The organism is Actinomycetospora lemnae, from assembly GCF_028737315.1.
Classification (GTDB): domain Bacteria; phylum Actinomycetota; class Actinomycetes; order Mycobacteriales; family Pseudonocardiaceae; genus Actinomycetospora; species Actinomycetospora lemnae.
On sequence record NZ_JAQZAO010000003.1, the window covers coordinates 518,591 to 544,652 of the forward strand.

The window sequence follows — 26,062 nt, forward strand, 5'->3', positions numbered from 1 at the left end:
GAAACGGAGATCAGCAGCCGTGCAGACGCCGGAACCGCAGCAGCGTGATCGTTCGTCCACCGCCACCGATCCGGGCAACGGCTCGGGCGGACTGGCCGAGACCCCGACGCCCGTCGAGGTCCGCGTGCACGCCGACCCCGCGCTGATCCCGTCGGTGCGCGCCGTCGCGGCGGACCTCGCCGCGCGCGCCGACTTCGACCTCGACGCCGTCTCCGACCTCCGGATGGCGGTCGACGAGGCGTGCTCGGCCCTCGTGCCGCTGGCGCGCGAGGGCGGGCAGCTGCGCTGCGGGTTCGCGATGTCGGACGGCCGCATCGACGTGATCTGCCGGGTGCCGGTCACGGGCGACGCCACGCTGCGCCAGGACACCTTCGGCTGGCGGGTCCTCACCACGCTCACCGACGACGCCCAGGTCCTCGACGCCGACCCGGAGTGGCTCGGCATCCACCTGCGCAAGCAACGGCTCGACCCGTGAGCGAGGCGGCGCGCGCCCTGCCGGGCGGCGCGGGCGGCTCGTCGGGCGGGGGGAGCTCCCGCAGCGAGGACTCCTACGAGCACCTGGTCCCGATGCTCACCGAGCACGCGGGGCTCGACGCCGACGACCCGCGCCGCGAGGCGCTGCGCGACCGGCTCGTCGAGGGCTACCTGCCGCTGGCCCGGCACATCGCCCGGCGTTTCGCCCAGCGCGGCGAGCCGCAGGAGGACCTCGAGCAGGTCGCGACCGTCGGGCTGATCCACGCGGTCGACCGGTTCTCGCCGGAGCGGGGCTCGGACTTCCTGTCGTACGCGGTCCCGACCATCACCGGCGAGGTCCGGCGCTACTTCCGGGACAAGGCGTGGTCGACGCGCGTGCCCCGGCGCCTCAAGGACCTGCGCCTGGCCATCGGGTCGGCGATGCCGCACCTGTCCCAGGAGCTCAACCGCGCCCCCACCGCCGGCGAGCTCGCCGAGCACCTCCAGCGCAGCCGCGAGGAGGTCCTCGAGGCCCTCGAGGCGGCCAACGCGTACCGGTCCAGCTCGCTGGACGACATGCTCGTCGACGACCCCTCGAGCGGGCGCCTGGCCGACGTGCTGGGGTCCGCGGACGCCGAGCTCGAGCAGGTCGAGCACCGCGAGACCGTCCAGCCGGCCCTGCGCAAGCTGCCCGAGCGCGAGCGCACGATCGTCATGCTCCGGTTCTTCGGCGGCATGACCCAGACCCAGATCGCCGAGCGCGTCGGGGTGTCGCAGATGCACGTCTCGCGCCTGCTCACCCGCACCCTCGCGACCCTGCGCGCCGACCTCTCGGATCCCCCCGCGTCGTAGCTCTGCGCGGGAGCGATGCGGCATGGCCGGGCTGGACCGGCGCCCGGGGTGTGCCAGCGTGGCGTCCACGCTGGCCTTCAACGTCAGGAAAGCTCCCCTTCGGAAGTTGACCTGGCGCAGCTCCCACATCCCCACCACGGTCCCGTGGCCCTCGTGCAGAAGGTGGTGCGGCCGGATCGGACCGATCCCGGCTCACACTGTCGGAACGGTCCCGCCGTCGATCACGTATTCGGCGCCGACGATCGCCGAGGCGCGGTCCGAGACGAGGAAGCCGACCAGGTCCGCGATCTCCTCGGTGCTCGCGAAACGCCCCAGGGGCACGCCCCCGAGCGAGTCGTGGATCTGCTGCTTCGCCCCGTCCCGGGTGATTCCGTTGCCCTCGGCGATCCGGTCGACGAAGGCCTCGTAGGCCTCGGTCTCGATCCCGCCGGGGCTGACGGCGTTGACCCGGACGCCCCGTGGGGCGAGCTCGTTGGCCAGTCCCTTGCTGTACGTGCGCAGTGCGGCCTTCGCCGCCGCGTACGCCAGGGACGCGTCGTACAGCGGCAGTTCGCGCTGGATCGAGGTGGTGTGCACCACCACGCCGGACCCGACCTCGAGCATGGCCGGGAGGAGGGCCCGGTCGAGCCGCACCGCTCCGAGGAGGTTCAGATTCAGTTCGGTGAGCCACTGGTCGTCGGTGATCACCGCGAACCCGCCGGGCGGCGTCGAGGCGCCTCCCACGACGTGGACCAGGATGTCGAGTGCGCCCCCCGTCTCGGCGATCCGGGCCGCCACGGCGTCGGTGCCGGCCGCCGTGGCGGTGTCCGCCTCGATGAAGCGGTCGGGGCGGTCGTACCCGTCGGGCATCGTCCGGGCCGTCGCGTAGACGTCGGCCCCCATCTCGCGCAGTCGCTCGACGACGGCTCGTCCCGAGCCCTTCGATCCGCCCGTGACGAGGGCCCGACGCCCCTCGAGGCGATCGCGATCCGTACTGGTCATTCCTGTCTCCGGTCTGTGCGTCGCCTGGTCGGGTCAGCCCTCGTGGTTGGCGACGACGAGTCCGGCGATGCGGTCGTCCCGCAGCGTGAACCGGTAGTCGAGCTCGGCGACACCGCCCGGGAAGGAGCCCTCGAGCCGCAGGACCGCCACGCAGTGGGTGTCGTCGATGCGGTGGGCACCGATCTGCTCGGTCGTGTACTCGAACTCGGAGCCGGCGTCCCGCAGGAACGCGTACACCTGCTCCGGGCCGCGGAAGGCCTCGCCCTGGTCGACGATCACCGCGTCCTCGGTGAGGCAGGACCACGAGGCGTCGGCGTCGCGGACGACGTGCGCGGAGAGGAAGTCGCGCACGGTGGTCGGGAGCGCATCGGACTGCGGGGTGGTGTGCTGTGTCATGAGCCCACCGTGCGAGCTCGCGAGGCGGGAGGGTCAAGCCGTGGACTCTCCCCCGGGGGGAGGGTGCACGCTGCCGGGGTGCTCACGATCGGAGAGTTCTCGCAGCTGACGCACCTGAGCGTGCGCACCCTGCGCCGCTATCACGAGGCGACCCTGCTGGAACCCGCCGTGGTGGACGAGGCCACGGGGTACCGCTACTACGGCGTGGACCAGATTCCGACCGCGCAGGTCATTAACCGGCTCCGCGAACTCGACGTCCCGCTGAACGACGTCCGGCGGATCCTGCGGACCCCGGATCCCGAGGTTCGCGCGACGTTGGTCGCGGACCATCTGCAACGCCTCGAGGACGAGCTCGACCGCACCCGTACCGCGGTGGTCTCCCTGCGCCGCCTGCTCCGGCCCGACCCCGCGCCGATCGACGTCGAGCTGCGCGCGGAGCCCGCCCGGACGGTCGCGGCGGTGGAGGGCGTCGTCGGACACCACGATGTGGCGAGCTGGTTCGCCGGCGCGACGGCCGAACTGGAGGCCGCCGTCGGTGCCGCGGCCTCCGGACCCCTCGGTGGCACCTACGACAACGCGCTCTTCCAGAAGGAGCGCGGCCACGCGCTGCTGTACCTGCCGACCGCAGCGCCACCGCGGACCGGACGCGTGCACCCCGCGGACCTGCCGTCCGCGGAGCTGGCCGTCACCATCCACGTCGGCGAGCACGACGGCGTCGAGGTCACCTACGGCGAACTCGGGGCGTGGGTGGTGGAGAACGCGATGTCGGTGGCCGGGCCGGTGCGGGAGCGCTACCTCGTCGGGCCACGCGACACACCCGACCCGGCGGCGTGGCGCACCGAGATCGGCTGGCCGGTCTTCCGCGTCGGCTGATCGTCATGGGGGCCATGGACGAGCTGATCGACGCCGCGCTGATCACGCACCTCGCCGGCGCGCTCCGGCAGGCCGGCGTCCGACCGGCGGCACTCGAGGCGAGTCGCGTCGGCGAGGAGAAGCTCCGCCGACGGGTCGACATCGTGCGCGACGCCCTCCTGGTCGATCTCCCGCCCACGTACGACGGGACGGCCTCGGCCGTCCGCGCCGCCTTCGCGGACGAGACGTTCACCGGGTGGATGCTGTGGCCGGTCTCGGAGGCGGTCGTCGACCGAGCTCTGGAGTCGGGGTCCGCGCGGAGTTTCGACGACGCACTGGACGTCCTCGCTCTGCTCACTACTCGACTCAGCGGTGAATTCGCCATCCGGAGCATGCTCGACGCGGGGTTCGAGCGGACGCTCGCGGTGGCCGCGGGATGGACGAGCAGCGTGGACCTGCACGTGCGCCGGCTCGCCAGTGAGGGGACGCGCTCCCACCTCCCGTGGGCCAGAGGCGTCCCGGAGCTGGTCCGACGGCCGGGGGTCACCCGCCCCATCGTCGACGCGCTCTACACCGACGAATCGGAGTACGTGCGCCGGTCGGTGGCCAACCACGTCAACGACCTGGCGCGAGACGATCCCGACCTCGCGGCCGACATCGTGGCGGGCTGGCTGGACCACCCCGACGAGAACACGCCACGGGTCGCCCGTCATGCGCTGCGCACGTTGGTCAAGAAGGGGCATCCGAGAGCCCTCGAGCTGATGGGGTTCGAGGGTGCCGATTTCCGGGTGGACGGACCGTCGGTCACCGAGCACGAGGTCCCCGTGGGCGCGGAGGTCCGGTTCACCGCGCGGATCATCAACACCGGAACCGTCCCGGCGCGGACGGCGATCGACTACGTCATGCACTTCCGGAAGGCGCGCGGTGTGCTGCGACCCAAGGTGTTCAAGATCATGTCTCGGTCGATCGCGCCGGGTGAAGCGGTCGTCGTCGACACGTCCTACTCGTTCCGCGCTCGGACGACCCGGACCTTCCACCTCGGCGAACACGCGATCGAGCTGCAGGTCAACGGACGGACCTACGGCCGCGACACCTTTCGACTCGTGGACCCGGAGGAGTCGTCGTGAGTGCGATGGAGCAGATCCTCGCGATCGTGGAGTCGATACCGGCAGGACGGGTGACGACCTACGGATCGATCGCCGACGTCGTCGAGGGCGCGACCGCGCGCAGCGTGGGGCACGCGCTCAAGACGGGTGGTCATGCTGTGCCGTGGTGGCGTGTCGTCACCGCGAGCGGTCGCCCCGCTCCTGGTGCCGAGCACGCCGCGCACGAGCGCTTCCTCGAGGAGAAGACCCCTCTGGACACGGCCGGCGACGGGACCTACGCGGTCGACGTCGCGGCTGCTATATGGCACATCCCGGACGATGTGGGCTACGTCGAGCCACGTCAGGACCACGAGCATCCGCGACCCCCCGCCACCCGGGAAGCGCCGCGGCCCGGGCCGAGTGGCGATGCTCCGACGTCCGCCGATGCCTGCCGACCTCCGGGGACACCACGCTCCCGTGGCTACACCGCGACGGGTAGCCGCAGGTAGCTCCGCAGCAGCAGCGAGCGCCGCCGTACCGCGCCCGTCGTCCGGTGCAGCGTCGGCATCCGCTCCGCCAGCACTCCCAGCGCGACGCGCCCCTCGAGCCGGGCCAGCGGCGCGCCGAGGCAGTAGTGGATGCCCCCGGAGAACGCGAGGTGCTCGCCGCGCGTCGGGCGGTCGAGGTCGAACACGTCCGGGTCGGCGTGCACCGCGGGATCGCGTCCGGCCGCCCCGAGCATCGCCAGGACGACGGTGTCCGGCGCGACGTCGCGCTCGCCGAACCGCACCGTCTCGTGCGGCGTGCGCGCGGTGAACTGGATCGGCGCGTCGTGGCGCAGGCTCTCCTCGACGGCGTCGGCGCCACGCCCGGGGTCGGCGGCCAGCCGGGCCCAGGGCTCGCGGGCGTCGGTCATGGCGGCGACGGCGTTGGCGAGCAGCGTGCTCGTCGTCTCGAACCCGGCGAGCAGCAGCAGCGCCGCGAGGCTGACCGTCTCCTCGACGTCGGCGTCCTGCGCGGCGAGGTGGCTGAGGAGGTCGTCGGCGGGATCGTGGCGCCGCTGCTCGAGCAGCCCGCCCAGCAGCCCCCGCAGCTCGCCGACCGCGGCGTCGAGCCGGTGCAGCGCGCGTACCGAGCGCACGCCGCCCAGCCCGGCCCCGACCGCCCGGCCCCACCGCGCGAACGACCCCGCGTGCTCGTCCGGGACACCCAGCAGCTCGGCGATCACGGCGACCGGCAGCGGCGTCGCGACCTCGGCGACCACGTCGAACCGCTCCCGCCGCGCCGCGTCGTCGACCAACCGCTCGGCCAGCCGGACCACCAGCGGCTCGTACGCCTCGACCCGCGCCGGCGTGAACCAGCCGCCCACGAGGCGCCGAAGCCGCGTGTGCTCGGGTGGATCCATGCCGAGGAACGACAGGTCGACGGGCTCGAGCAGCGGGTCACGGGCGCCCGGGGTCGCTCCGCCGAGCGAGCCCCCGTCGCGCGGCCGCACCAGGAAGCGACGGTCGCGGACGAGGTCGCGACACAGCGCGTGGGTGGCGACGACGAGCACGCCGCTGCGGCTCGCGTAGGGCTGCGGGGGCTCGCGCAGCTGCCGGTGCACCGACCTCGGGTCGTCGATCCACGGGCGGTGGAGCAGGCGCAGCACCGGGTCGCCGGCCAGGGCCAGCGCCAGCCCGCCGGCGCGCATCGCCGCCAGCCGCGCCCCGAGGGCGACGTCGCGACGCAGGTCCATGACGTGATCCTGGCGCGCGTCGGGGTGGCGAGGAAGGCGGATGATCGTGGCGGATTTCCTGACGTCTGACGCCAGCGTGGACGCCACGCTGGCACACCCCGTGCGCCCGAGCGCCCGGCGTGTCGTGCGAGCGAGGACGACGGTCGTCAGCGCAGGGCGTGCCGGCCCTCGTCGTCGCGGCGGGTGCGGCCCTGGCGCGCGAGGTACTCGAGCAGCGGCACCGCCACGCGCCGCGTCGTGCCCAGCGCCTGGCGCGCCTCGGACAGCGTGAACGGCGAGGGCAGGAGAGCCAGCCGGGCCACGGCCACGTCCACCGCGTCGGGTGCCAGGTAGATCCCGTCGCCCACCTTCAGCAGCTCGCCCGCCTGCACCGCCGCGCCCAGCTCGCGGGCGCGCAGGCCCAGCTCGGCGAGCCGGTACGCCTCGGGGGCCGCGAAGGGCGCGTCCGCGAGGTCCGCGCGCACCGTCGCCACGGCCCTGCGGACGCCCTCGGGTAGCCCGCCGGCGTCGCGCGACCGGATCCGCCCGCCCGCCGCGACCAGCGACGCCGCGCCGGGCTCGGCGAGCACGAGGTCGAGCAGGCGCGGATCGGGCAGCTCCAGCGCCCGCGCCGCGGCCTTCGCCGGCAGGCCGGCGTCGAGCGGCTGCGCCTCCGCGTGCGCGGCCACCGCCGCTACCAGCCGCGACGCCAGCGTCGGCAACCACCCCGGGTCCACCAGCCATCCGCCCGCCGACGGGACGTCGTCGGGCACCGACGCCCCGAGCGCCACCAGCTCGTCGCGCGGCATCCACCGCCGCCGCGCCAGCTCCCCGAGGGCGTCCGGGGTCCCGTCCGTCGCCGCGAGCTCCCCGGCCCGCGCTCGGGCCGCACCCCGACGACGCAGCGCCGGCGGCCGGACGTCGAGCACCGTCACCCCGCCCAGCACCCGGTGCGCGCCCGGGTCGCGCAGCAGCGCGTGGTCGCCGGGGCGCAGCGGCAGGGGCTCGCGCAGCGTCAGCCGCACCATCCGCTCCGCACCCGGCTCCGACGACAGCGGCCGCACCCGCGCCGCCACCGCCGCCGACCCGACGTGCAGCATCACCTGCTGCGGCAGGTCGACCGCGACGTCGGACCCGCGCGGCGGCCCCACCCGCACGTCGACGACGTCGCCGCGCAGCCACTTGCCGGGCGTCGTCAGCGCGTCGCCGCGCCCGACCTCGTCGAGCCCCACCCCGCGCAGGTTCAGCGCCACGCGCGCGACCGCCTGCACCGGGTCGACGCTCTCGCCCAGCGCCTGGAGTCCGCGCACGCTGACCGTCCGCGATCCCAGCGCCAGCTCGTCACCGACGCGGATCGTCCCGGCCCCGAGCGTCCCGGTGACCACCGTGCCCGCGCCCCGCACCGTGAACGCGCGGTCCACCCACAGGCGCACGTCGGCGTCGAGGTCCGGTGCCGGCAGCCCGCCGACCAGCCGCGACAGAGCCGCCCGCAGTTCGGGGAGCCCGTCACCCGTCGCCCCCGACACGCACACCGCCGGCAGCCGCCCCAGCGACGACTCCGCGAGGTGCTCCAGCGCCTCGTCGCGCGCGAGCTCCGGGTCGGCCAGGTCGCTGCGGGTGACCACGAGCAGCCCGTCGCGCACCCCGAGCGCGTCGAGGGCGTCGAGGTGCTCGGTCGACTGCGGCATCCACCCCGAGTCCGCCGCGACGACGAACATCGTCGCCGGCACCGGCCCCACCCCGGCGAGCATCTGCGTCACGAACCGCTCGTGGCCCGGGACGTCGACGAACGCCACCGGCTCGTCGTCACCGGGCAGCGTCGTCCACGCGAACCCGAGGTCGATCGTCATGCCGCGCCGGCGCTCCTCGGCCCAGCGGTCGGGCTCCATCCCGGTGAGCGCGCGGACCAGCGTCGACTTCCCGTGGTCGACGTGGCCGGCGGTCGCCACGACCCTCATGCCCGAGCCGCCAGGGCCGCCCGCACCGCCACCACCAGCCGCCCGTCCTCCGACGCCGGCACCGAGCGCAGGTCCAGGACGCACCGACCCTGCTCGACGCGGGCCACGACGGGATCGGCCCCGGCCCGCAGCGCCGCGGCACACGCGGCCGGCAGCGCCACCCCCGCGCTCGGCAGCTCGACCCCCGGCGCCCCGCCCCCACCGACCTGCGCGGCGCAGTCGATCGCCGCCGCCGGCTCGCCGATCGCCGCGGCCACCTCGCCGGCCCGCGACCGCAGCGCGTCCACGTCGGCCGCGAGCATCGCCCGCACCGGCGGCTCCGGCCCGCGCAGCGTCGCCTCGAGTGCCGCCAGGGTCAGCTTGTCGACGCGCAGCGCCCGAGCGAGCGGGTGGCGGCGCAGGCGGTGCACGAGGTCGGCGTCACCGAGCAGCAGGCCGGCCTGCGGCCCGCCGAGCAGCTTGTCCCCGGACGCCGTCACCAGCGGCACCCCGCCGCGCAGCTCGGTGGCCGCGTCGGGCTCGTCGGGCAGCAGCGGGTGCGGCGCGAGCAGCCCGGACCCGATGTCGGCGACGACGGGCACGCCCAGCCCGGTCAGCTCGGAGGCCGGCACCGACGACGTGAACCCCGTGACGACGAAGTTCGAGGGGTGGACCTTGAGGATCATCCCCGTCCGCGGCCCGACCGCGTCGGCGTAGTCGTCGACCCGCACCCGGTTGGTCGTGCCGACCTCGCGCAGCCGCGCGCCGGTCGACTCGAGCAGGTCGGGCAGCCGGAACCCGTCGCCGATCTCGACCATCTCGCCGCGCGCGATGACGATCTCCCGCCCGCCCGCGGCCAGCGCGGTCGCCGCCAGGATCAGCGCCGCGGCCCCGTTGTTGACGACGTGCACCCCGCCCGCGTCCGGCACCGTCGCCGCCAGGGCGGCGAGCGCACCCGCCCCGCGACGACCCCGCCCGCCCGTCGCCAGGTCCAGCTCGACGTCCGTGGTGCCGGCCGCCGCGTCGATCGCGTCGCGGGCGGCCGCCGACAGCGGGGCGCGCCCGAGGTTCGTGTGCAGCAGCACCCCGGTGGCGTTGAGGACGGGCCGCATGCTGGCGGCCGTGCGGGGCAGGGAGGCGACGACCTCGTCCGCGACCGCCTCCGGCGCGATCTCCCCGGCCCGCGCACGCCCCTGCGCCGCGACGACGACCTCCTTGACCCGCGCGCGGCCCAGCGTCGCGAGCGCCGGCTCCAGCCGGGCGTCGGCGAGCACCGTGTCGGTCCGCGGCACCCGGCGGCGGTGATCGTCGCTCACGCGGCCCATTGTGCGCTCAGAGCCCGACGGCGAGCGCCCCCACCGACGTCAGCAGCCCGATGCCCGCGACGGCGGCGGTGACCGCGAGGAGCAGCCGGCGCGGGAAGACCCCGCGCACCATGAGCAGCGAGGGCAGGCTCACCGCGGGCAGGGTGATCAGCAGGGCCGCGGCGAGCGGCCCCGACACCCCCACGGCCGGCAGCGCGGCGACCACGGCGACCTCGGCGCCGGTCGGGATCGGCAGCAGCGTGCCGGCGACGGCGAGCAGGACGACCCCGGTGACGGCGAGGGCGGCGCCGGTGCCCGACATCCAGGACGCCCCGACGGGGAAGAGCACCCCCCGGAACGCGCCGAGCGCGACGACCAGGACGAGGTACTCGGGCAGCAGCCGGACCGCCGCAGAACACGAGCAGGACCGGGTTGAGCGCCGGGTTCGCGAGCCAGTAGGCGAGCGTCGCGGTCAGGTCCGCCGCACGCCGCCGCAGTCCGACCGCCACCGGCGCGGCGCAGCACGAGCACATCAGCGACGGCAGGGCCAGCGCGCTCCCGCGGACACCCCCGCGCACGCCCGCGCCGAACACCCGGGCGACCCACGCCGACGGCAGGGCGACCTGCACGGCCGCGGCCAGCACGAGGACGACCGTCGATGGTTCACACGCGCGGCCCGGGACCGCGCGCCCGTCAGGCGAAGGTGCGGTCCGGCGGCGCCACGTCCTGGTCCATCGTCGAGCGCCGCTGCTCGAGGCGCTCGCGCTGCGGGACGACGATGTGCGCCGGGTCGTTGGCCGACGCGATGCCCGCGTCGAACACGCCGAACCGCGTCAGCGCCGAGCCCGCCATGAGCGCGAGCCCCGACAGCGCCGCCGACCAGCGCTTCTTCCGGCCCAGCACCGTCCCGACGGCGCCCGCGGCCAGGCACGCCTTCGACGCGCGCATCAGCGTGTGCGCCCGGCCCTTCTGGTACACGTCGCCGAGCAGCCCCAGCTGGCGCTCCATCACCTCGCCCGCGGCGAGCTCCACCGCGGCGCCCGCGACGGCCAGCCGCGCGGCCGGCACGTTGTCGCGCACCGACGCCCCGACCAGCCCCATGCCGCCGCCGGCCGCCGCGGCACTGCCGGCGAACACGATCGGCAGGTGGCGGTGCGCCTCGTGCCAGGTCGGCACGGCGGTGTTGGAGAACAGCACCGCGGTGTAGGTGCCCAGGGCCGGGCCGATCACCGCCGACGCGGCGCCCGAGGCGTTGCCCGCGCGCCGCAGCAGCCGGGCGAGGCCGGTCGCGCCCCGGCGGCGCAGGACGGGCTCGGCCACCTCGGCCGCCGCCGTCGCCGCGGCGAACGTCGCGAACGGCGAGAGGATCCAGGTGCCCACCGAGAGCGGCGACGTCGGCTTGAACACCCGCAGCATGTGCAGGAACCGCGCCGGACGGTGCAGGTCGTGGATGAGGAAGACGGTGCCGCCGATCGCGCCGCCGGCCGCCGCGAACCGTCCCGTCCGCCGCAGCGTGGGCCGGTCCGTCGCCCCGCCGAGCGCGCCGAGCCCCGCCGAGGTCGCGGCGAGCCCGCCGAGGAAGAGGTACAGCGGGACGTCCGGGTTCTTCCACACGGGCGCCTTGATGATCGGGCGCCCGTAGTACGAGCGGAACTCGGCCTCGGGGACCTGCAGCTGCTCGCCCTTGCGGCCCCGCCCGCGGCGCTTCTCGCTGCCCCGGTCGTTCGCCCGGCCCTCGGCGTGTCCGAATCGCTCGGGCAGCTCGGTGTTGGCGTCGTGTCCCGTCACTTGCGACCTCCCCAGAACGCCGCGACGACCGCCGCGCCCAGGCCGACCGCCGTGAGCGCCGCGTTGCGCCACATCTCGGGCAGGTCGCGCGTGGTGACGATCGGGTCCGGCGGCAGGCCGTAGACCTCCGGCTCGTCGAGCAGCAGGAAGAACGCCCCGTCGCCGCCGACCCCGTCGTCGGGGTCGCGCCCGTACAGGCGGGCCTCCTGCACGCCGCGCCCGTGCAGCTCGGCGAGCCGGGCGTCGGCGGCGGCCTGGAGCTCGTCGAGGTCGCCGAACTGGATCGAGTTCGTCGGGCATGCCTTCGCGCAGGCCGGCTCGAGGCCCTCGCCGAGCCGGTCGTAGCACAGCGTGCACTTGTGGGCGCCGCCGTCGGACTCGCGGACGTCGATGACGCCGTACGGGCAGGACGGGACGCAGTAGCCGCACCCGTTGCAGATGTCGTCCTGCACGACGACCGTGCCGTACTCGGTGCGGAAGAGCGCGCCGGTCGGGCAGACGTCGAGGCAGCCGGCGTGCGTGCAGTGCTTGCAGACGTCCGACGACATGAGCCAGCGCACGTCGCGCTCGTCGTCGGGGGTCTGCTGGCCGTGCGCGCCGCCGTCGGGCAGCAGGGCGAGCAGGTCGACCGTGCCGCCGTCGGGGGGCGCCGTCGCGGCGTCCCGGGGCGTGTGGCCGTTGCCCCCGCCGTGCACCGCGGGCAGGCCGTCGGGGAGGAAGCCGGTCTGCTGACCACCGACCTGGCCACCGTGCGCCGGCGTCGCCGTCCCGTGCGGCCGGACGTCCTCGATGAACGCCACGTGCCGCCACGAGGAGGCGCCGAGGTCACCGGTGTTGTCGTACGACATCCCGGTCAGGCGGTAGAGATCGGAGGCGTCGGTGCCGTCGTCGGGCACCAGGTTCCACTCCTTGCACGCCACCTCGCAGGCCTTGCAGCCGATGCACACCGAGGTGTCGGTGAAGAAGCCGACCCGCTTGGGATGGTCCCCCGACCAGCCCGCGTCCGTCGACGGGTCGGGCAGCGGGCCCGACAGCGACGGCGCGGTCCCGGAGAACGCGTCGAAGAGGTTGGTCACTAGCGGGTACCTCCCGGCTCCACCCCGGCCTTGCGCCGGTGGGACTCGACGAACTCGAGCAGCGCGGGTCCGCGGGGTCGACGCCCGGGCTGGATGTCGCAGGTGGCCACCTTCGACTCCTGGATGTGGACGTTGGGGTCCATGACGACGCCGAGCAGGTCGTTCGCCGGGTCGCCGTGGGACAGGCCGTTGGACCCCCAGTGGTAGGGCAGTCCGATCTGGTGCACCACGTGGTCCCCGATGCGCAACGGCTTCATGCGCTCGGTCACGACGACGCGGGCCTCGATCGCGGTCCGCGCCGAGATCAGCGTCGCCCACCCCAGGTGCTCGAGGCCCCGCTCACGGGCCAGGGCGGGGGAGACCTCGCAGAAGAACTCCGGCTGGAGCTCCGAGAGGTAGCCGAGGAACCGGCTCATGCCGCCCGCGGTGTGGTGCTCGGTGAGCCGGTAGGTCAGGAAGACGTAGGGATACGTCTCCGACATGGCCGGGTTGAGCCGGTTCCATGCGCGGTCGATGTCCTCGCGCGCCGGGTTGTCCTGCTGGTCGTGCAGCAGGTTGGCCACCGGCGACTCGACGGGCTCGTAGTGCGTGGGCATCGGGCCGTCCGCGAGCCCGGTCGGCGCGTAGAGCCACGCCTTCCCGTCGGCCTGCATGATGAACGCGTCGGTGCCCGCCAGGGCGTCCTCGCACTGCGCGCCCTCGGGGGGCCGGTACGACGGCGGCTTGGTGGCCTCGAAGTCGGGGATGTCGTGGCCGGTCCAGGAGCCCTGCTCGGAGTCCCACCACACGTACGCCTTGCGCTCGCTCCACGGCTTGCCGTCGGCGTCGGCCGACGCGCGGTTGTAGAGCGTGCGGCGGTTGGCCGGCCACGCCCAGCCCCACTCGGCGGCGACCCAGTCCTGCTCGGAGCCGGGCTTGCGCCGGTCGGCCTGGTTGATCCCGTCCTTGTAGACGCCGGTGTAGATCCAGCAGCCGCCCGACGTGGACCCGTCGGCCTTCATCTGCGTGTAGCTCGACAGGTGGTTGCCGTCGGCGTCGAAGCCGTTGATCTCGGCCAGCACCGACTCCGGGTCCGGCTCGTCGTGCACCCCGAACGTCGGGTAGTCCCACGTGAGGTCGAGCAGGGGACGGTCGCGCTCGTCGGTCGACCCGGCGAGCTTCTCCCGGATCCTGCGGCCGAGGTGGAAGTAGAAGTGCAGCTCGGAGCGCGCGTCGCCCGGCGGGTGCACCGCCTCGCGGCGCCACTGCAGCAGCCGCTGCGTGTTGGTGAACGTGCCGGACTTCTCGGTGTGGTTCGCGCACGGCAGGAAGAAGACCTCGGTACCGATGTCCTCGGTGCGCAGCTCACCGGTCTCGATCTCCGGGCCGTCCTTCCAGAACGACGCCGACTCGATCATCTGCATGTCCCGGACGACGAGCCACTCGAGGTTCGCGAGCCCGAGGCGCTGCATCTTGCCGTTGGCGTGCCCGACCGCCGGGTTCTCGCCGACGAGGAAGTAGCCGAACGTCTTCTTGTCGATCTGGTCGCGGACGATGCCGTACGTGCCGTGGTTGCCGGTCAACCGCGGCAGGTAGTCGAACGCGAAGTCGTTCTCCGGCGTCGCCGCGTCGCCCCACCACGCCTTGAGCAGGCTGACCAGGTAGGCGTCCATGTGGCCCCAGAACCCGGTCTTCGCGGCGTCCGCGTCGAGGAAGCTCTGCAGATCCTCGTGCAGGTGCGCGTTGGGCATGGGGATGTAGCCCGGCAGCAGGTCGTAGAGCGTCGGGATGTCCGTCGAGCCCTGGATGGACGCGTGACCGCGCAGCGCGAGGATGCCACCGCCGGGACGCCCCATGTTGCCCAGCAGCGTCTGCAGGACCGCCGCCGCGCGGATGTACTGCGCGCCGACGGTGTGGTGGGTCCAGCCCACCGAGTACACCCACGCCGTCGTGCGCTCGCGACCGGAGTTCCTCGTGATCGCGCGGGCGACCTCCAGGAACTGCGCCGTGGACATCCCGCACACCGACGCGACCGCCTCGGGCGTGTAGCGCGCGTAGTGCCGCTTGAGCACCTGGTACACGCACCGCGGGTGCTGCAGCGTGTCGTCGCGCTCGGGCGCCGCCGGCGCGTGCGCCGCCTCGCCCGCACCTCCACCGGTGTCGGCCGCGTGCGCGGCGTGGTGCTCGCGCAGCTCGGGCTCCCAGTGGTCGCGCTGCCCGGCGGCGGGCGCCTCGTAGACCCCGCCCTCCATCTGCCACGAGATCGGGTCGTAGCGCCCGGTCTCGGGGTCGTAGCCGGAGAACAGGCCGCTCACGTCGCCGTCGACGAAGTCCTCACCGACGATCTCGGCGGCGTTGGTGAACGTCGTGACGTACTCGCGGAAGTCGAGCTCGTTGTCCAGCACGTAGTGGATGAGCCCGCCGAGGAACGCGATGTCCGCGCCCGCCCGGAACGGCACGTGCAGGTCGGCCACCGCGCTGGTGCGGGTGAAGCGCGGGTCGACGTGGATGACGGTGGCCCCGCGCTTCTTGGCCTCCATCACCCACTGGAAGCCCACCGGGTGGGCCTCCGCCATGTTCGAGCCCTCGATGACGATGCAGTCCGCGTGCTGCAGGTCCTGCTGGAAGTTCGAGGCGCCGCCACGACCGAAGCTGGTCCCCAGACCGGGGACGGTGGCGCTGTGTCAAATGCGCGCCTGGTTCTCCACCTGGATCGCGCCGAGCGCCATGAACAGCTTCTTGATGAGGTAGTTCTCCTCGTTGTCCAGCGTCGCCCCACCCAGGCTCGAGAACCCGAGCGTGCGCCGCAGGACGCGGCCGTCGTCGTCGGTGTCCTGCCAGCCCTTGCGGCGGGCGTCGATGACGCGGTCGGCGATCATGTCGACCGCCGTGTCGAGGTCGAGGTCCTCCCACTCGGTGCCGTACGGCCGCCGGTAGCGCACGGTCGTCACGCGCGTCGGGGAGGTCACCAGCGACGTCGACGCGGACCCCTTCGGGCACAGGCGCCCGCGGGAGACCGGAGAGTCCGGGTCGCCCTCGATCTGCGTGACGCGCCCGTCGCGCACGTAGACGTTCTGGCCGCAGCCGACGGCGCAGTACGGGCAGACCGACTTGACGACCTCGTCGGCGTCCGCGGTCCGTGGCCCGAGGGCCTGCGTGCGGGGGCTCTGCACGGCAGCGCCGCGCCCGAGCGGGTCGGGGCCGGTGGCCTGCCGGAACATCGGCCACTCACCGAGCCAGGTGCGGGCACCCACGTGTCGGTCCCCCTGGTGTCGAGGAGATGTGGTGGTTGGCGGAGGCGGACGGGAATCGAACCCGCCTGGCCGAGATGCTCGGCCACTACGGTGTTGAAGACCGCGGGGCCCACCAGGAACCCTGACGCCTCCGCGGAGCAGCCTAGGTCGGGGTCCCCGGGCACGCAGGTCGGGGCACCGCGGACACGCGAGCAGGTTCGGCGCGCCGCCCCGTCGGGGAACAGGGCCGGGCATGTGGACGGCGAGCGACACCCGGCTGGTGGTGACGGCCTCGGCCGTCGTGGTGCTCCTCGCGGGCCTCGTGCTGTGAGCGCCGACGTCACCGGAGACCTCGTCCTCGGCGTCGACATCGGCACCACGGCCACCAAGGCCGTCGCGTTCTCGCCCGACGGTGCCGACCACGGGACCGGCGAGGCGCCCCACCACCTCGACGAGCCCGAGCCGGGCGCCGCCGTCCAGGACCCCGAGGCGGTCTACGAGGCGGTCGGCGACGCGATCCGGGACGCGCTCGCCGGGATCGACCCCGCCCAGGTGGCGGCCCTGTCGTTCAGCTCGGCCATGCACGGGCTGCTCGCCCTCGACGACCGCGCCGACCCCCTCGGACCGCTCATCACCTGGGCCGACAGCCGGGCGAGCGCCGTCGCCCGCGAGCTGCGCGCCCGGGACGGCGCCCTGGACCTGCACCGCCGCACCGGCACGCCCGTGCACCCGATGAGCCCGCTGGTCAAGCTCGCCTGGTTGCGCCGCGCACGCCCGAGCCTGCACGCCGCGGCGCACACGTGGGGAGGGATGAAGGAGCTCGTGCTGGCCCGCGCCGCCGGCGCCCGCGTCGCCGACACCTCGTGCGCCTCGGGCACCGGGCTCCTCGACGTCGCCTCCGGCACCTGGGACCCCGAGGCCCTCGACATCGCCGGCATCACCCCCGCCCTGCTGGGCGAGCCGGTCGCGCCCACCGCCGTCGTCGGGCGGCTGCGCGAGACCGGCTGGGGCCTGCCCGCCGGCGTGCCCGTGGTGGCGGGCGGCGCGGACGGCCCGATGGCCAACCTCGGGGTCGGCGCCGTGCGGCCCGGGGTCGCGGCCTGCTCGATCGGCACGAGCGGCGCCCTGCGCGTCACCGTCGAGCGGCCCGCCGTCGACCCCCGCGGCCGCGTGTTCTGCTACGACCTCACCGACGACCGCTGGGTGGTCGGCGGCGCCATCACGAACGGCGGGCTCGTGCTCGACTGGGCCCACGAGACGCTCGGCGAGGACATCGACCACCTCCTCGCGGCGGCGGCGGAGGTGCCGGCGGGCGCCGACGGCCTGCTCGCCCTGCCCCATCTGCTGCCCGAGCGCGCCCCGCACTGGGACGTCGGCGGCGCCGGCGCGCTCGTCGGGCTGCACCGGCGGCACACGCCCGGGCACGTCGTGCGGGCCCTGCTCGAGGGCGTCTGCCTGCAGCTGCGCCTCGTCCTCGACTCGATGCGCGAGGCCGGGCTCGCGGTGGACGAGGTGCGCGCCACCGGCGGCTTCGCCCGCAGCACGCTGTGGCGTCGGCTGCTCACCGACGTCCTCGACCTGCCCGTCGGCTTCCCGACCGTCGACCAGGGCTCCGCCTTCGGCGCGGCGCTGCTCGGGATGCAGGGCGTCGGCCTGCTCCCGCCCGGCCCCGACGCGCTCGTCGACGTCGCCGAGCGCATCCCGCTCGGCGAGACCCTGCACCCGGGCCCCAACGCCGCCGTCCACGCCGCGCGCCTGCCCCTGTTCGAGCAGGTGCACGACGGGCTGGGCGACGTCATCGCCCGGCTGTGATCACTCGTCCGCCGCGTCCGCGACCGCCTCGAGCTCGACCAGCGCCTCCTCGAGGTGGCCGAGCAGGTGCTGCAGGTGCGGCACGGCCCGCCGGTCGCCCGTGATGCCGATCTCCATGTCGTCGGCGTAGGACATGACCGTGATGTTGAGCGCCTGCCCGTCGAGCGGCACCGAGATCGGGTAGATGCCGCTGAGCTTCGCGCCCTCCCAGTACAGCGGGTCCTTCGGGCCGGGCACGTTGGAGATGATCAGGTTGAAGCCCTGGTTGATCGCCGACGACCCGGGGACCAGGCCCAGGCCGATCGGCGCGGCGACGACGGCCGACAGCGCGGCGATCGTCATCGGGTCGCGGCCCTGCAGGTTCTGCTTCGCCGCGAGCCCCGACTGCCGGATCTTCCTGAGCCGCTCCCCGGGGTCGGGCTCGTTCGTCGCGAGGTTGACGAGGATCGCCCCCAGCGCGTTGCCCGAGCCCGAGTCCTCGAGGGCCACGGGCAGCGCGGCCACCAGCGGCTTGTCGGGCAGGCCGCCGTGGTCGGAGAGGTAGTGGCGCAGGGCGCCGGCGCTCATGGCGAGCATGACGTCGTTGACCGTCGTGCCCGTGCGCTCGCGCACCCGCTGGATGCGCTTGAGCGGCCACGACTCGGCGGCGAACCGGCGCGCCCCGGTGATCGGGACGTTGAGCATGGTCGGCGGCGCCTCGAACGGGAGCGCGAGGTCGTGCTGGACGAGCCCGCGGTAGGCCGAGGACACGAGCGCCGGCCCGACGTTCAGCGACTGCCCGACGCCCTCGGCGAGCGTGCCCGCGGTGCGCAGCGCGCCGCCGACGTACTCGCGCGCCGACCCGAGCCACCCCGTCGGGGCGGGCGCCTTCTCGCCGACCGGGCGGCTGGCGCGCCCGGGCCGCGGGTCGACCGCCCAGAACGGCGCCATGTCGCGGCGCTCCGGGTCGGTCGACAGCGCCTTCTCGAGGTGCTTCATCGCGCGCACCCCGTCCATCATCGCGTGGTGGATCTTGCTGTAGACCGCGAAGCGGTCGCCCTCCACACCCTCGATGAGGTGGAACTCCCACAGCGGCCGGTGCCGGTCGAGCAGGCTGCCGTGCAGGCGGGAGACGAGCTCGAGCAGCTCGCGGATGCGGCCCGGGCGGGGCAGCGCGGAGAGCCGGACGTGGTACTCGATGTCGACGTCGTCGTCGTCCACCCACGACCACTGGCCGAGCGTCGAGAGCCCCCGCGTGGCGCGGCGACGGAACAGCGGCGCCACCTCGACGTCGCCGGAGACGAGCCGTCGGTGCAGGTCGGCGAGGTAGTCCGGCCCCGCGCCCTCGGGCCGGTCGAAGAGCATCAGCGACCCGACGTGGGTCGGTCGTTCCCTCGACTCCGCGAGCAGGAACATCGCGTCCCGGAACGACATGGTCGCCATCGACAGCCTCCTCGACCCCCGAGGCGCGCCCGCGTGTGACGGGTGCGCCGATCGTCCGCCAGTGTGACCTACTCGTGAGTCGGTGTCGCGCGGATCGCACGCGTGCACCGCGTCACCCGTCCTCCTCGCGGCGGCGGGCCCGCTTGCCCCGCGCGATCTCGGTGCCCAGGGCGTCGAGGCGCTGCTCCCACACGTGCCGGAACGTCGCGAGCCACCCGTCGACCTCGCGCAGCCCGGTCGCGTCGACGGAGTAGAGCCGCCGGGTGCCCTCGGCGCGCACCGTGGCGAGACCGTTCTCGCGCAGCACGCGCAGGTGCTGGGAGACGCCGGGCTGCGAGATGCCGAACTCCGCGCGGATGTGCTCGACCACCGCGCCGGACGACAGCTCCCCGTCGGCGAGGAGCTCGAGGATCCGGCGGCGCACCGGGTCGCCGAGCACGTCCATGGCGTGCACGACGCGACGATATCAACGACGGCTGATAGAGGGGCCTACGCGAAGCGGCGGGCGACCCCGGGGTAGTCGACGACCAGCCCGGCGTCGTCGTAGACCAGCAGCGTGGTGAAGTCGCCCTCGGAGGTGTAGTCGAAGCGGTGGTCGTCGAGCCGGCGGTACGTCTGGTCGAGCCGGACCACCGCGAGGTCCAGCGCCCGGACGTACACCGCCGACGCCGTGACCACCTCGCCGAGCGGCATCGGCATCCGGTGCACCGGCAGCGTGTTGGTGCAGGCGGAGGCCTCGATGTCGATGTCGACGAGACCGTCGAGGTGCGGGGCCGGCGCGCCGTCGACGGTCCAGCTGCCCGCGCCGTCCGACACCAGCGCGACCTCGCACGGTCCGTCGAGGGTGTCGGTCCACACCCGCGCCGAGCGCGTGTGCCAGTCGTCGTCGAGCACGATCTCGTACCGCACCGCGTACGGCAGGCCGTCCTCCACCGCCGACGTGTGCCCGCGCAGGCGACCGGGGGAGGGGTAGACGACCTCGAACCCGTCGACGCCGTCGACGAACCGCCACGCGGCGAAGGCGGGGAACGGGGCGAGCACGCCGGAGAGCCAACCGCTACCCGGACGATCCGGGCAAGCCCGCCGCGTCCAGGACGCCTTCCACGGCGTCCGCGCCCGCGCCGGCCCCGCCGCCCCGCGCCGCGTCCTCCCGCACGGCCGCCACGGCGGCGCGCACCGCCGCGCTCGTCGTCACCTCGTCCACCGCGGCGCGCAGCGCCTCGGCGGTGAGCGCGTCCGCGGCGAGGCGGCGGCCGAGGTCGAGCTCCGCGACGCGGTCGGCGTTCACGACCTGCTCGGGCATCTGCGGCAGGGCCACCATCGGCACGCCGTGGTGGATCGCCTCCATCGTCGAGTTCATGCCGGCGTGGGTGACGAAGGCCGCCGCGTGCCGCAGCACCGCGAGCTGCGGGGACCACGCCGCCACCTGCATCGTCGGCGGCAGGGGCCCGAGCGTCGCCGGGTCGACGTCGCCGACCGTCATCCGCACCGCGAACCGCCCGTCGGCGAAGGCGTCCCGGCAGGCCCGGTAGACGTCGGGACGGCCGGTGAAGATCGAACCGAGCGAGACGTAGACGAGGGGACGGTCCTCGACCGGTGGACGCCACGGCTCCTCGCCGCGCTCGCCGATCACGGGGCCGAGGAAGCGGAACCGGTCGTCGAAGGTGTCGCCGGCGGGCTGGAAGGCGCGGGGGACGAAGACGAGGTTGAGGTCCTCGACGACCTCGAGCGTCGTGGCCACGTCGAGCTCGACGCCGTGCTCGCGGGCGAACGCCGCCACGTCCTCGCCCAGCCGGGCGGCCTCGGGGTGGTCGCGGAGCCCGGAGAACAGGGCGTGGTCGATGCCGCGCCAGTGGTCGTTCTCGGCGAGGTTCGGCACCGTGCGCACCGCCGGCACGCCCAGGGCCTGCGCCACGAGCCGCCCGGGCCAGTTCGTGGCGTCGTACACGACGACGTCGGGGCGGCGCTCGCGGGCGTGGGCGAGGAGCACCGGGTGGGTCCGCGCGAGGGCCGCGAAGAAGTGCCGCAACCAGGTGACGACCACGGCCGGCCCGACCTCGGCCGGCGGGACGAACGGCGGGAGCCCCGGCAGCTCCACCCACGCGGCGCCCGCGCGCGTCACCGCGTCGGCGTGCTCGGGGCCGCACGCGAACGCGAGGTCGTGGCCCCGGCGCGCGAGCTCGGAGACGATCGGGAGCATCGGCGTCACGTGGCCGTGGCCCGCGAGGGCGACGCACAGGATGCGCGGCATGCGCGCGACGGTAGGGACGTCCGATCCGGCCGACGACGCCTTTTCCGCCTCATCCCGCCCCGACCAGCGCCCCCGCCATCGCCCGGGCCCGGCGCAGACGGTCGAGGTCGCCGTCGAGCCCGCCGCGGACCATCGCCCCCTCGAGCAGCAGTGACAGGTGCTCGGCGAGCGCGTCGGCGTCCTCGCGGGGCGCCAGGGCCTCCCTCAGCAGCCCCTCGACCTCGGCCTTCTGCCGCGCCACCGTCGCCCGCCCCGGGTCGCCCGCGGGCAGCTCGCCGGCCGCGTTGAGCAGCCCGCAGCCGCGGAAGTCCTCGGCGCCCTCGGCGTGCTCGAGGTAGGCGTCGAAGACGGCGAGCGCGCGCTCGCCGGGCGCCGCGTCGGCCGGGAGCGCCGCGAGCCGCCGGCGGTGGATCTCGAGGAGCTCCTGCTGCCGCCGCTCGAGGTACGCGGCCACGAGCTCGGCCTTCGACCGGAAGTTGTTGTAGAGGCTCATCTTCGCGACGCCCGCGTCCGCGGTGATGACGTCGATGCCCGTGGCCGCGACGCCCTGGGCGTAGAAGCGTGCCTCCGCCGCGTCCAGCAGCTTCGCGCGGGCCGATCCTCGTGCGCTCATGCTAGGTAGACTAGTCTACCCAACATGAGCCTCCTCGATCGCCACGTCCTCGTCGACGGCGTCCGCCTCGCCTATCGCGACCGCGGGGAGGGCGAGCCCGTGGTCTTCGTGCACGGCACGCCCTCGTACTCCCACGAGTGGCGCCACGTCGTGCCGGCGGTCGAGGCCGCCGGCCACCGCGTGATCACCTACGACCTCCTCGGGTACGGCGACTCCGAGCGCCCGCTCGACCGCGACACCTCCGTCGCCGCCCAGACCGACCTGCTGCTCGCGCTGCTCGACGAGCTCGGCGTCACCCACCCGACCCTGATCACCCACGACATCGGCGGAGCGATCGGCCAGCGCGTCGCCGTCCTGCACCCCGGCACGGCCCGCCGCCTCATGCTGATCGACACCGTGAGCTACGACTCCTGGCCCTCGGAGACCTGGCAGGAGATCATCCGCAACCGCCACGAGGACGACGCGGGCATGTCGGCGCAGGACTTCGAGGCGATGATGACCCGGCAGCTGACGATGACCGTCGCCGACGAGTCCGTCATGAGCGGTGCGGAGCTCGCCGCCTTCCTCGCCCCGCACCGGACGTCGATCGGCCGGACCTCCTTCTTCGAGCACCAGGTCCGCCACTACGACTCCCGCTACACCGAGGAGCTCACCGACCGGCTCGGCGAGATCGCGGTGCCCGTGCGGATCGTGTGGGGACGCGCGGACCGGTGGCAGCCGGTCTCCTACGCCGAGCGGCTCGCGAAGGACATCCCGGGCGCCGAGCTCGTCGTCGTCGACGGGGCGGGGCACTTCCTCATGGAGGACGACCCCGACCGCCTGACCCGCGAGGTCCTCGACTTCCTGGCCGGCCCCTGAGCACTTGCCGTTCCGGCAAGGTTCCTCGACCGGCCGCCGCCGGCGCGCCAGCGTGGGCGCATGACCGACACCACCGCGGGCACCACCGCGGACCGCGCCCGCGTCTTCACCCACGAGCAGGAGGCCGAGCTCTGCCGGCGCCTGCTCGGTGACCGGGCCCACGGGCTCGAGACCCTCGTCGCGAGGACCCGGTGAGCGACGACCACGGCCAGGAGTCCTGGGAGCGGCGCTGGACGCAGGTGCTGGCCGCCGACGCGCCGGCGGCGGACCGTCGGCACCCGAACGCGCACCTGCTCGCCGAGGTCGCCGACCTGCCCCCGGGGCGGGCCCTCGACGCGGGCGCGGGCCACGGGTCGGAGGCGCTGTGGCTCGCGGCACGGGGCTGGCGGGTCACCGCCGTCGACTTCTCGGCCACCGCGCTCGCCCGGGCCCGTCACCGGGCCGAGCGCGACGGCGTCGGCGACCGCGTCGAGGCGATCGAGGCCGACCTCGGCACCTGGACCCCGCCGGCCGGTCGCTTCGACCTCGTGACCTGCCTCTACGTCCACGTCGCGGGATCGGTGACGGCAGCGGTGCGACGCCTCGCGAGCGGCGTCGCCGCGGGCGGGACCCTCCTGCTCGTCGGCCACCGACCGGTCGACCCATCCACCGGCGCGCCCACCCGGGCGTCCGGGCAGACGCAGGTGTCCGTCGACGACGCGCTCGCGGCCCTCGACCCGGAGCGCTGGGAGATCCTCGTGGCGGAGGACCGCCCGCGGGAGGCGGCGGGCAGCGGCGTCGACGCCGTGGTCCGGGCCCGTCGCCGGTCCTGAGGCGCCCCCGGCACGACTCGAACGTGCAACCGTCGGATTAGAAGGCCGATGCTCTATCCGTTGAGCTACGGGGGCTCGCGGGGGAGCGTAGCCCGACCGGACGTGCACCCCACGACGGCGACCTACCCTGGTCCCGTGGCCACCACGACCCCGCCGACCGCCGAGGCGCCGACCCCCGCGACACGTGCCGCCCCCGGCGGTCTGTTCGCCGCGCAGGTCGGGCCGCTCCTGGCCGTCGCCGCGGTGGTGGCCCTGGCGCTGAGCACCCTGTCGGGCGCGGCGACGTTCGCCCGCCTCGGACTGCCCGACCCCGGCCCCGTCACCGTCTACGCCCTGCCCGTCGTGCGGGCGATCAGCCAGGTGGCGGCGGCCGCCACGGTCGGCTTCCTGCTGTTCGCGGCCTTCTTCACGCCTCCGGCGTCGTCGGGCTGGTTGTCGGCCGACGGCTACCGGGCGGTCCGCGTGGCGTCGTGGTCCGCGGCGTCGTGGTCCGCCGCGGCGCTGCTGATGATCCCGCTCAGCGCGGCCGACGCCTACGGGCGGCCGGTCTCCGAGATGCTCGACGTGCGCATCCTCGGGGCCTCGGTCACGGGCATCGAGACCACGACGGCCTGGGCCCTCACCGCGCTCGTCGCGCTGGTGGCCCTCGTCGTGACCCGCGTCGTCCTCGGCTGGGGCGCGACGGTGGTGGGTCTGGGCGTCGCGCTCGCGGGGCTCCTCCCGCTCGCCTTCACCGGCCACTCCGCGGGCGGCAGCGCCCACGACGTGGCGAGCAACAGCCTCGTGCTGCACGTGCTCTCGGCGGCGCTGTGGGTCGGCGGGCTCACCGCGCTCGTCACGCACCTCGCCGCCAAGGGTCGCCACCCCGCACTCGCCGCGCGCCGGTTCTCTGCGGTCGCGCTCGTCTGCTGGGTCGTGCTGGCGATCTCCGGCGTCGTCAACGCGCTGGTGCGCATCACGCCCGCCGACCTCGTGACGAGCACGTACGGCGCCCTCGTCCTCGTCAAGCTGCTGGCGCTCGTCGCGCTCGGCGCCTTCGGACTGTGGCACCGCCGTCGCACGATGCCCACGCTCGCGGCCGGGGACCAGGGCGCGCTCGTGCGGTTCGCGGGCCTCGAGGTGCTGCTCATGGCGGCGACGTTCGGCGTCGCCGTGGCGCTCGGGCGCACCCCGCCGCCGGTGGTGCCCGCGCCGTTGCCCACGCGCACCGAGGCGCTGCTCGGCTACCCGGTCGACGAGCCCCTGACGGCCGCCGGCCTCATCACCGAGGCCCGGTTCGACCTGATCTTCGGCACGCTCGCGCTCGTCCTCGCGGGGCTCTACCTCGCCGGGGTGCGGCGCCTGCGCCGTCGCGGGGACGCCTGGCCGGTCGGGCGCACGGTGGCGTGGCTCGCCGCGTGCCTCGTGCTGCTGGTGGCGACCTCGTCGGGCCTCGGCCGGTACGCGCCGGCGGTGTTCAGCGTGCACATGGCCCAGCACATGATCCTCAACATGCTGGTGCCGATCCTGTTCGTCCTCGGCGGACCGGTGACGCTGCTGCTGCGGGCGCTGCCACCGGCGGGCGCGGGGGCGCCGCCGGGACCGCGCGAGTGGGTGCTCGCCGCCGTGCACTCGCCGGTGGCACGGGTGCTGACCCAGCCGCTGGTGGCGCTCGCGCTGTTCGTCGGCAGCTTCTACGTCCTGTACTTCTCGGGGCTCTTCGAGGTCGCCCTCGCGACGCACTGGGCGCACGTGGCGATGAACCTGCACTTCCTGCTCGTCGGCCTGATCTTCTTCTGGCCGATCGTCGGCATCGACCCGAGCCCCCGCCCGCTGCCGCCCATCGGCCGCCTCGGGCTGCTCTTCGTCGCCATCCCGCTGCACGCCTTCTTCGGGATCGCCGTCATGAGCTCGAAGACGGTGATCGGGTCGGGCTTCTACCAGCAGCTCGAGATGCCGTGGATCGACCGGCTCGCCGACCAGACCACCGGGGGCGGCCTCGCCTGGGCGTCCGGCGAGGTGCCGATGCTGCTCGTCCTGATCGCGCTGCTCGTGCAGTGGTCGCGGGCCGACGAGCGCACCGCGCGCCGCGAGGACCGCCGGGCGGACCGGGACGGTGACGCCGACCTCGAGGCCTACAACGCGATGCTGCGCTCGCTCGCGACGACGGGTCGCCCGGCGTCGGCGACGACCGAGGCGACGGCCGACGAGCCCGCCCCCGCGGCGGACGAGGCCCCTGACCTGGAGCGACGCCGGACCTGACCCCCATGTTCCGGCGCACCCCGGACGTTCGCGTACAGTAGAGGAGCACTCGGGGAACGGACGCGGAACAGCGGCCGGCCGGGAGCCGACCGGGGCCCAGCGCCTCGGGTACAGTCGAAGACCGCGGTCGCGCCGAGCCCTCGGGGCTGACGCACCGACCGCGTCCGATCATCGGACGGACCGACCGGGACCCCCCGGAAACGGCCCCGATCGGATCGGGTACAGTGGTCATCACCGCGAAGAACCGGGCCGGAAACGGCCTCGGCGAGGCGTGTGTGGTTGTCCTTTGAGAACTCAACAGTGTGCTGAATGTTTGGTGTGTTTGTCCTCGTCGGCATCATGCTTGCGTCGTTGGTGGCGTGTGTGTGGTGTCGTGGGGTTTCTTTGAGTGCCTGGTCCT

24 protein-coding genes and 2 tRNA genes are annotated in these 26,062 nt (G+C 74.5%); 10 read left to right on the forward strand and 16 right to left on the reverse strand.

Translation table 11 applies throughout. The features are described 5' to 3' along the window. The first annotated feature begins 19 nt into the window (after positions 1–19). Entirely contained in the window at positions 20–475 is a 456-nt protein-coding gene (locus PGB27_RS09390; RefSeq protein WP_274200098.1) for an ATP-binding protein, read from the forward strand. A gap of 92 nt (positions 476–567) precedes the next feature. Then, a complete protein-coding gene (locus tag PGB27_RS09395; RefSeq protein ID WP_274200137.1) occupies positions 568–1,305 on the forward strand; it encodes an RNA polymerase sigma factor SigF in 738 nt (245 codons plus the stop codon). Between the two features lie 192 nt (positions 1,306–1,497). Here PGB27_RS09395 and PGB27_RS09400 read toward each other — a convergent pair whose 3' ends face one another. Next, positions 1,498–2,286, reverse strand: a complete 789-nt coding sequence (locus tag PGB27_RS09400; RefSeq protein WP_274200099.1) for an SDR family oxidoreductase — start codon at positions 2,284–2,286, stop codon at positions 1,498–1,500. Positions 2,287–2,319: 33 nt separating this feature from the next. Beyond that, positions 2,320–2,682: a nuclear transport factor 2 family protein gene (locus PGB27_RS09405; RefSeq protein ID WP_274200100.1), complete on the reverse strand. Its 363-nt coding sequence runs from the start codon at positions 2,680–2,682 to the stop codon at positions 2,320–2,322. Positions 2,683–2,760: 78 nt separating this feature from the next. Here PGB27_RS09405 and PGB27_RS09410 point away from each other — a divergent pair, with 78 nt between their 5' ends. Genes PGB27_RS09410 through PGB27_RS09420 form a run of 3 tightly spaced genes read left to right on the forward strand, consistent with a single transcriptional unit; the run spans position 2,761 to position 5,128 of the window. Beyond that, positions 2,761–3,555 (forward strand): MerR family transcriptional regulator, encoded by a 795-nt coding sequence (locus tag PGB27_RS09410; RefSeq protein WP_274200101.1) that lies wholly within the window; start codon positions 2,761–2,763, stop codon positions 3,553–3,555. A 14-nt stretch (positions 3,556–3,569) separates the two neighbouring features. Beyond that, entirely contained in the window at positions 3,570–4,661 is a 1,092-nt protein-coding gene (locus tag PGB27_RS09415) for a DNA alkylation repair protein (protein WP_274200102.1), read from the forward strand. Between the two features lie 5 nt (positions 4,662–4,666). Next, positions 4,667–5,128, forward strand: coding sequence for an MGMT family protein (locus PGB27_RS09420; protein WP_274200138.1), 462 nt, complete (start codon positions 4,667–4,669; stop codon positions 5,126–5,128). Here the strand turns inward: PGB27_RS09420 and PGB27_RS09425 are convergent. The 8 genes from PGB27_RS09425 to PGB27_RS09460 all read right to left on the reverse strand — a co-directional run bounded on the left by PGB27_RS09425 (position 5,101) and on the right by PGB27_RS09460 (position 15,806). Then, positions 5,101–6,357 carry a cytochrome P450 gene (locus PGB27_RS09425; RefSeq protein ID WP_274200103.1) on the reverse strand — a complete coding sequence of 419 codons (1,257 nt, stop codon included), beginning with the start codon at positions 6,355–6,357 and terminating at the stop codon, positions 5,101–5,103. The genes PGB27_RS09420 and PGB27_RS09425 overlap by 28 nt on opposite strands. A gap of 146 nt (positions 6,358–6,503) precedes the next feature. Beyond that, positions 6,504–8,294 (reverse strand): selenocysteine-specific translation elongation factor, encoded by a 1,791-nt coding sequence (selB, locus tag PGB27_RS09430; protein WP_274200104.1) that lies wholly within the window; start codon positions 8,292–8,294, stop codon positions 6,504–6,506. Further along, entirely contained in the window at positions 8,291–9,598 is a 1,308-nt protein-coding gene (selA, locus tag PGB27_RS09435; RefSeq protein WP_274200105.1) for an L-seryl-tRNA(Sec) selenium transferase, read from the reverse strand. Before selA ends, selB begins: the two co-directional genes overlap by 4 nt. Before the next feature lie 7 nt (positions 9,599–9,605). After that, positions 9,606–9,926: a hypothetical protein gene (locus tag PGB27_RS09440; RefSeq protein WP_274200106.1), complete on the reverse strand. Its 321-nt coding sequence runs from the start codon at positions 9,924–9,926 to the stop codon at positions 9,606–9,608. A 344-nt stretch (positions 9,927–10,270) separates the two neighbouring features. Next, positions 10,271–11,365: an NrfD/PsrC family molybdoenzyme membrane anchor subunit gene (nrfD, locus tag PGB27_RS09445; RefSeq protein WP_274200107.1), complete on the reverse strand. Its 1,095-nt coding sequence runs from the start codon at positions 11,363–11,365 to the stop codon at positions 10,271–10,273. After that, positions 11,362–12,441, reverse strand: a complete 1,080-nt coding sequence (locus PGB27_RS09450; RefSeq protein WP_274200108.1) for a 4Fe-4S dicluster domain-containing protein — start codon at positions 12,439–12,441, stop codon at positions 11,362–11,364. The genes nrfD and PGB27_RS09450 overlap by 4 nt, the downstream gene beginning before the upstream one ends. Then, the gene (fdh, locus tag PGB27_RS09455) at positions 12,441–15,641 is read right to left on the reverse strand and encodes a formate dehydrogenase (RefSeq protein WP_408630038.1); all 3,201 of its coding nucleotides are present in this window, start codon (positions 15,639–15,641) and stop codon (positions 12,441–12,443) included. Before fdh ends, PGB27_RS09450 begins: the two co-directional genes overlap by 1 nt. A 69-nt stretch (positions 15,642–15,710) precedes the next feature. Further along, a tRNA-Sec gene (locus tag PGB27_RS09460) sits at positions 15,711–15,806 on the reverse strand. Between the two features lie 174 nt (positions 15,807–15,980). Here PGB27_RS09460 and PGB27_RS09465 point away from each other — a divergent pair. After that, a complete protein-coding gene (locus PGB27_RS09465; RefSeq protein ID WP_274200110.1) occupies positions 15,981–17,465 on the forward strand; it encodes a gluconokinase in 1,485 nt (494 codons plus the stop codon). Here PGB27_RS09465 and PGB27_RS09470 read toward each other — a convergent pair whose 3' ends face one another. The 5 genes from PGB27_RS09470 to PGB27_RS09490 form a co-directional block, all read right to left on the reverse strand. Then, on the reverse strand, positions 17,466–18,887 hold the full coding sequence (locus PGB27_RS09470) for a WS/DGAT/MGAT family O-acyltransferase (RefSeq protein WP_274200111.1): 1,422 nt from the start codon (positions 18,885–18,887) through the stop codon (positions 17,466–17,468). A gap of 112 nt (positions 18,888–18,999) precedes the next feature. Continuing rightward, complete coding sequence (locus tag PGB27_RS09475) at positions 19,000–19,341, reverse strand: ArsR/SmtB family transcription factor (protein WP_274200112.1); 342 nt, start codon at positions 19,339–19,341, stop codon at positions 19,000–19,002. A 35-nt stretch (positions 19,342–19,376) separates the two neighbouring features. After that, entirely contained in the window at positions 19,377–19,928 is a 552-nt protein-coding gene (locus PGB27_RS09480) for a putative glycolipid-binding domain-containing protein (protein ID WP_274200113.1), read from the reverse strand. Between the two features lie 16 nt (positions 19,929–19,944). After that, complete coding sequence (locus PGB27_RS09485; protein ID WP_274200114.1) at positions 19,945–21,138, reverse strand: macrolide family glycosyltransferase; 1,194 nt, start codon at positions 21,136–21,138, stop codon at positions 19,945–19,947. A gap of 49 nt (positions 21,139–21,187) precedes the next feature. Next, the gene (locus PGB27_RS09490) at positions 21,188–21,751 is read right to left on the reverse strand and encodes a TetR/AcrR family transcriptional regulator (protein WP_274200115.1); all 564 of its coding nucleotides are present in this window, start codon (positions 21,749–21,751) and stop codon (positions 21,188–21,190) included. Between the two features lie 24 nt (positions 21,752–21,775). On the opposite strand from PGB27_RS09490, the gene PGB27_RS09495 reads away from it, so the two are divergent. From PGB27_RS09495 to PGB27_RS09505, 3 genes are read left to right on the forward strand one after another with little or no spacing between them, the layout of a single operon-like run. After that, on the forward strand, positions 21,776–22,609 hold the full coding sequence (locus tag PGB27_RS09495; RefSeq protein WP_274200116.1) for an alpha/beta fold hydrolase: 834 nt from the start codon (positions 21,776–21,778) through the stop codon (positions 22,607–22,609). Between the two features lie 60 nt (positions 22,610–22,669). Beyond that, positions 22,670–22,804 carry a hypothetical protein gene (locus PGB27_RS09500; RefSeq protein ID WP_274200117.1) on the forward strand — a complete coding sequence of 45 codons (135 nt, stop codon included), beginning with the start codon at positions 22,670–22,672 and terminating at the stop codon, positions 22,802–22,804. Further along, positions 22,801–23,421 carry a class I SAM-dependent methyltransferase gene (locus tag PGB27_RS09505; RefSeq protein ID WP_274200118.1) on the forward strand — a complete coding sequence of 207 codons (621 nt, stop codon included), beginning with the start codon at positions 22,801–22,803 and terminating at the stop codon, positions 23,419–23,421. Before PGB27_RS09500 ends, PGB27_RS09505 begins: the two co-directional genes overlap by 4 nt. A 2-nt stretch (positions 23,422–23,423) precedes the next feature. Here the strand turns inward: PGB27_RS09505 and PGB27_RS09510 are convergent. Continuing rightward, positions 23,424–23,496 (reverse strand) — tRNA-Arg (locus tag PGB27_RS09510). A 60-nt stretch (positions 23,497–23,556) separates the two neighbouring features. Between PGB27_RS09510 and PGB27_RS09515 the strand changes: the two genes are divergently transcribed. Beyond that, complete coding sequence (locus tag PGB27_RS09515) at positions 23,557–25,662, forward strand: cytochrome c oxidase assembly protein (RefSeq protein WP_274200119.1); 2,106 nt, start codon at positions 23,557–23,559, stop codon at positions 25,660–25,662. Positions 25,663–26,062: the final 400 nt, after the last annotated feature.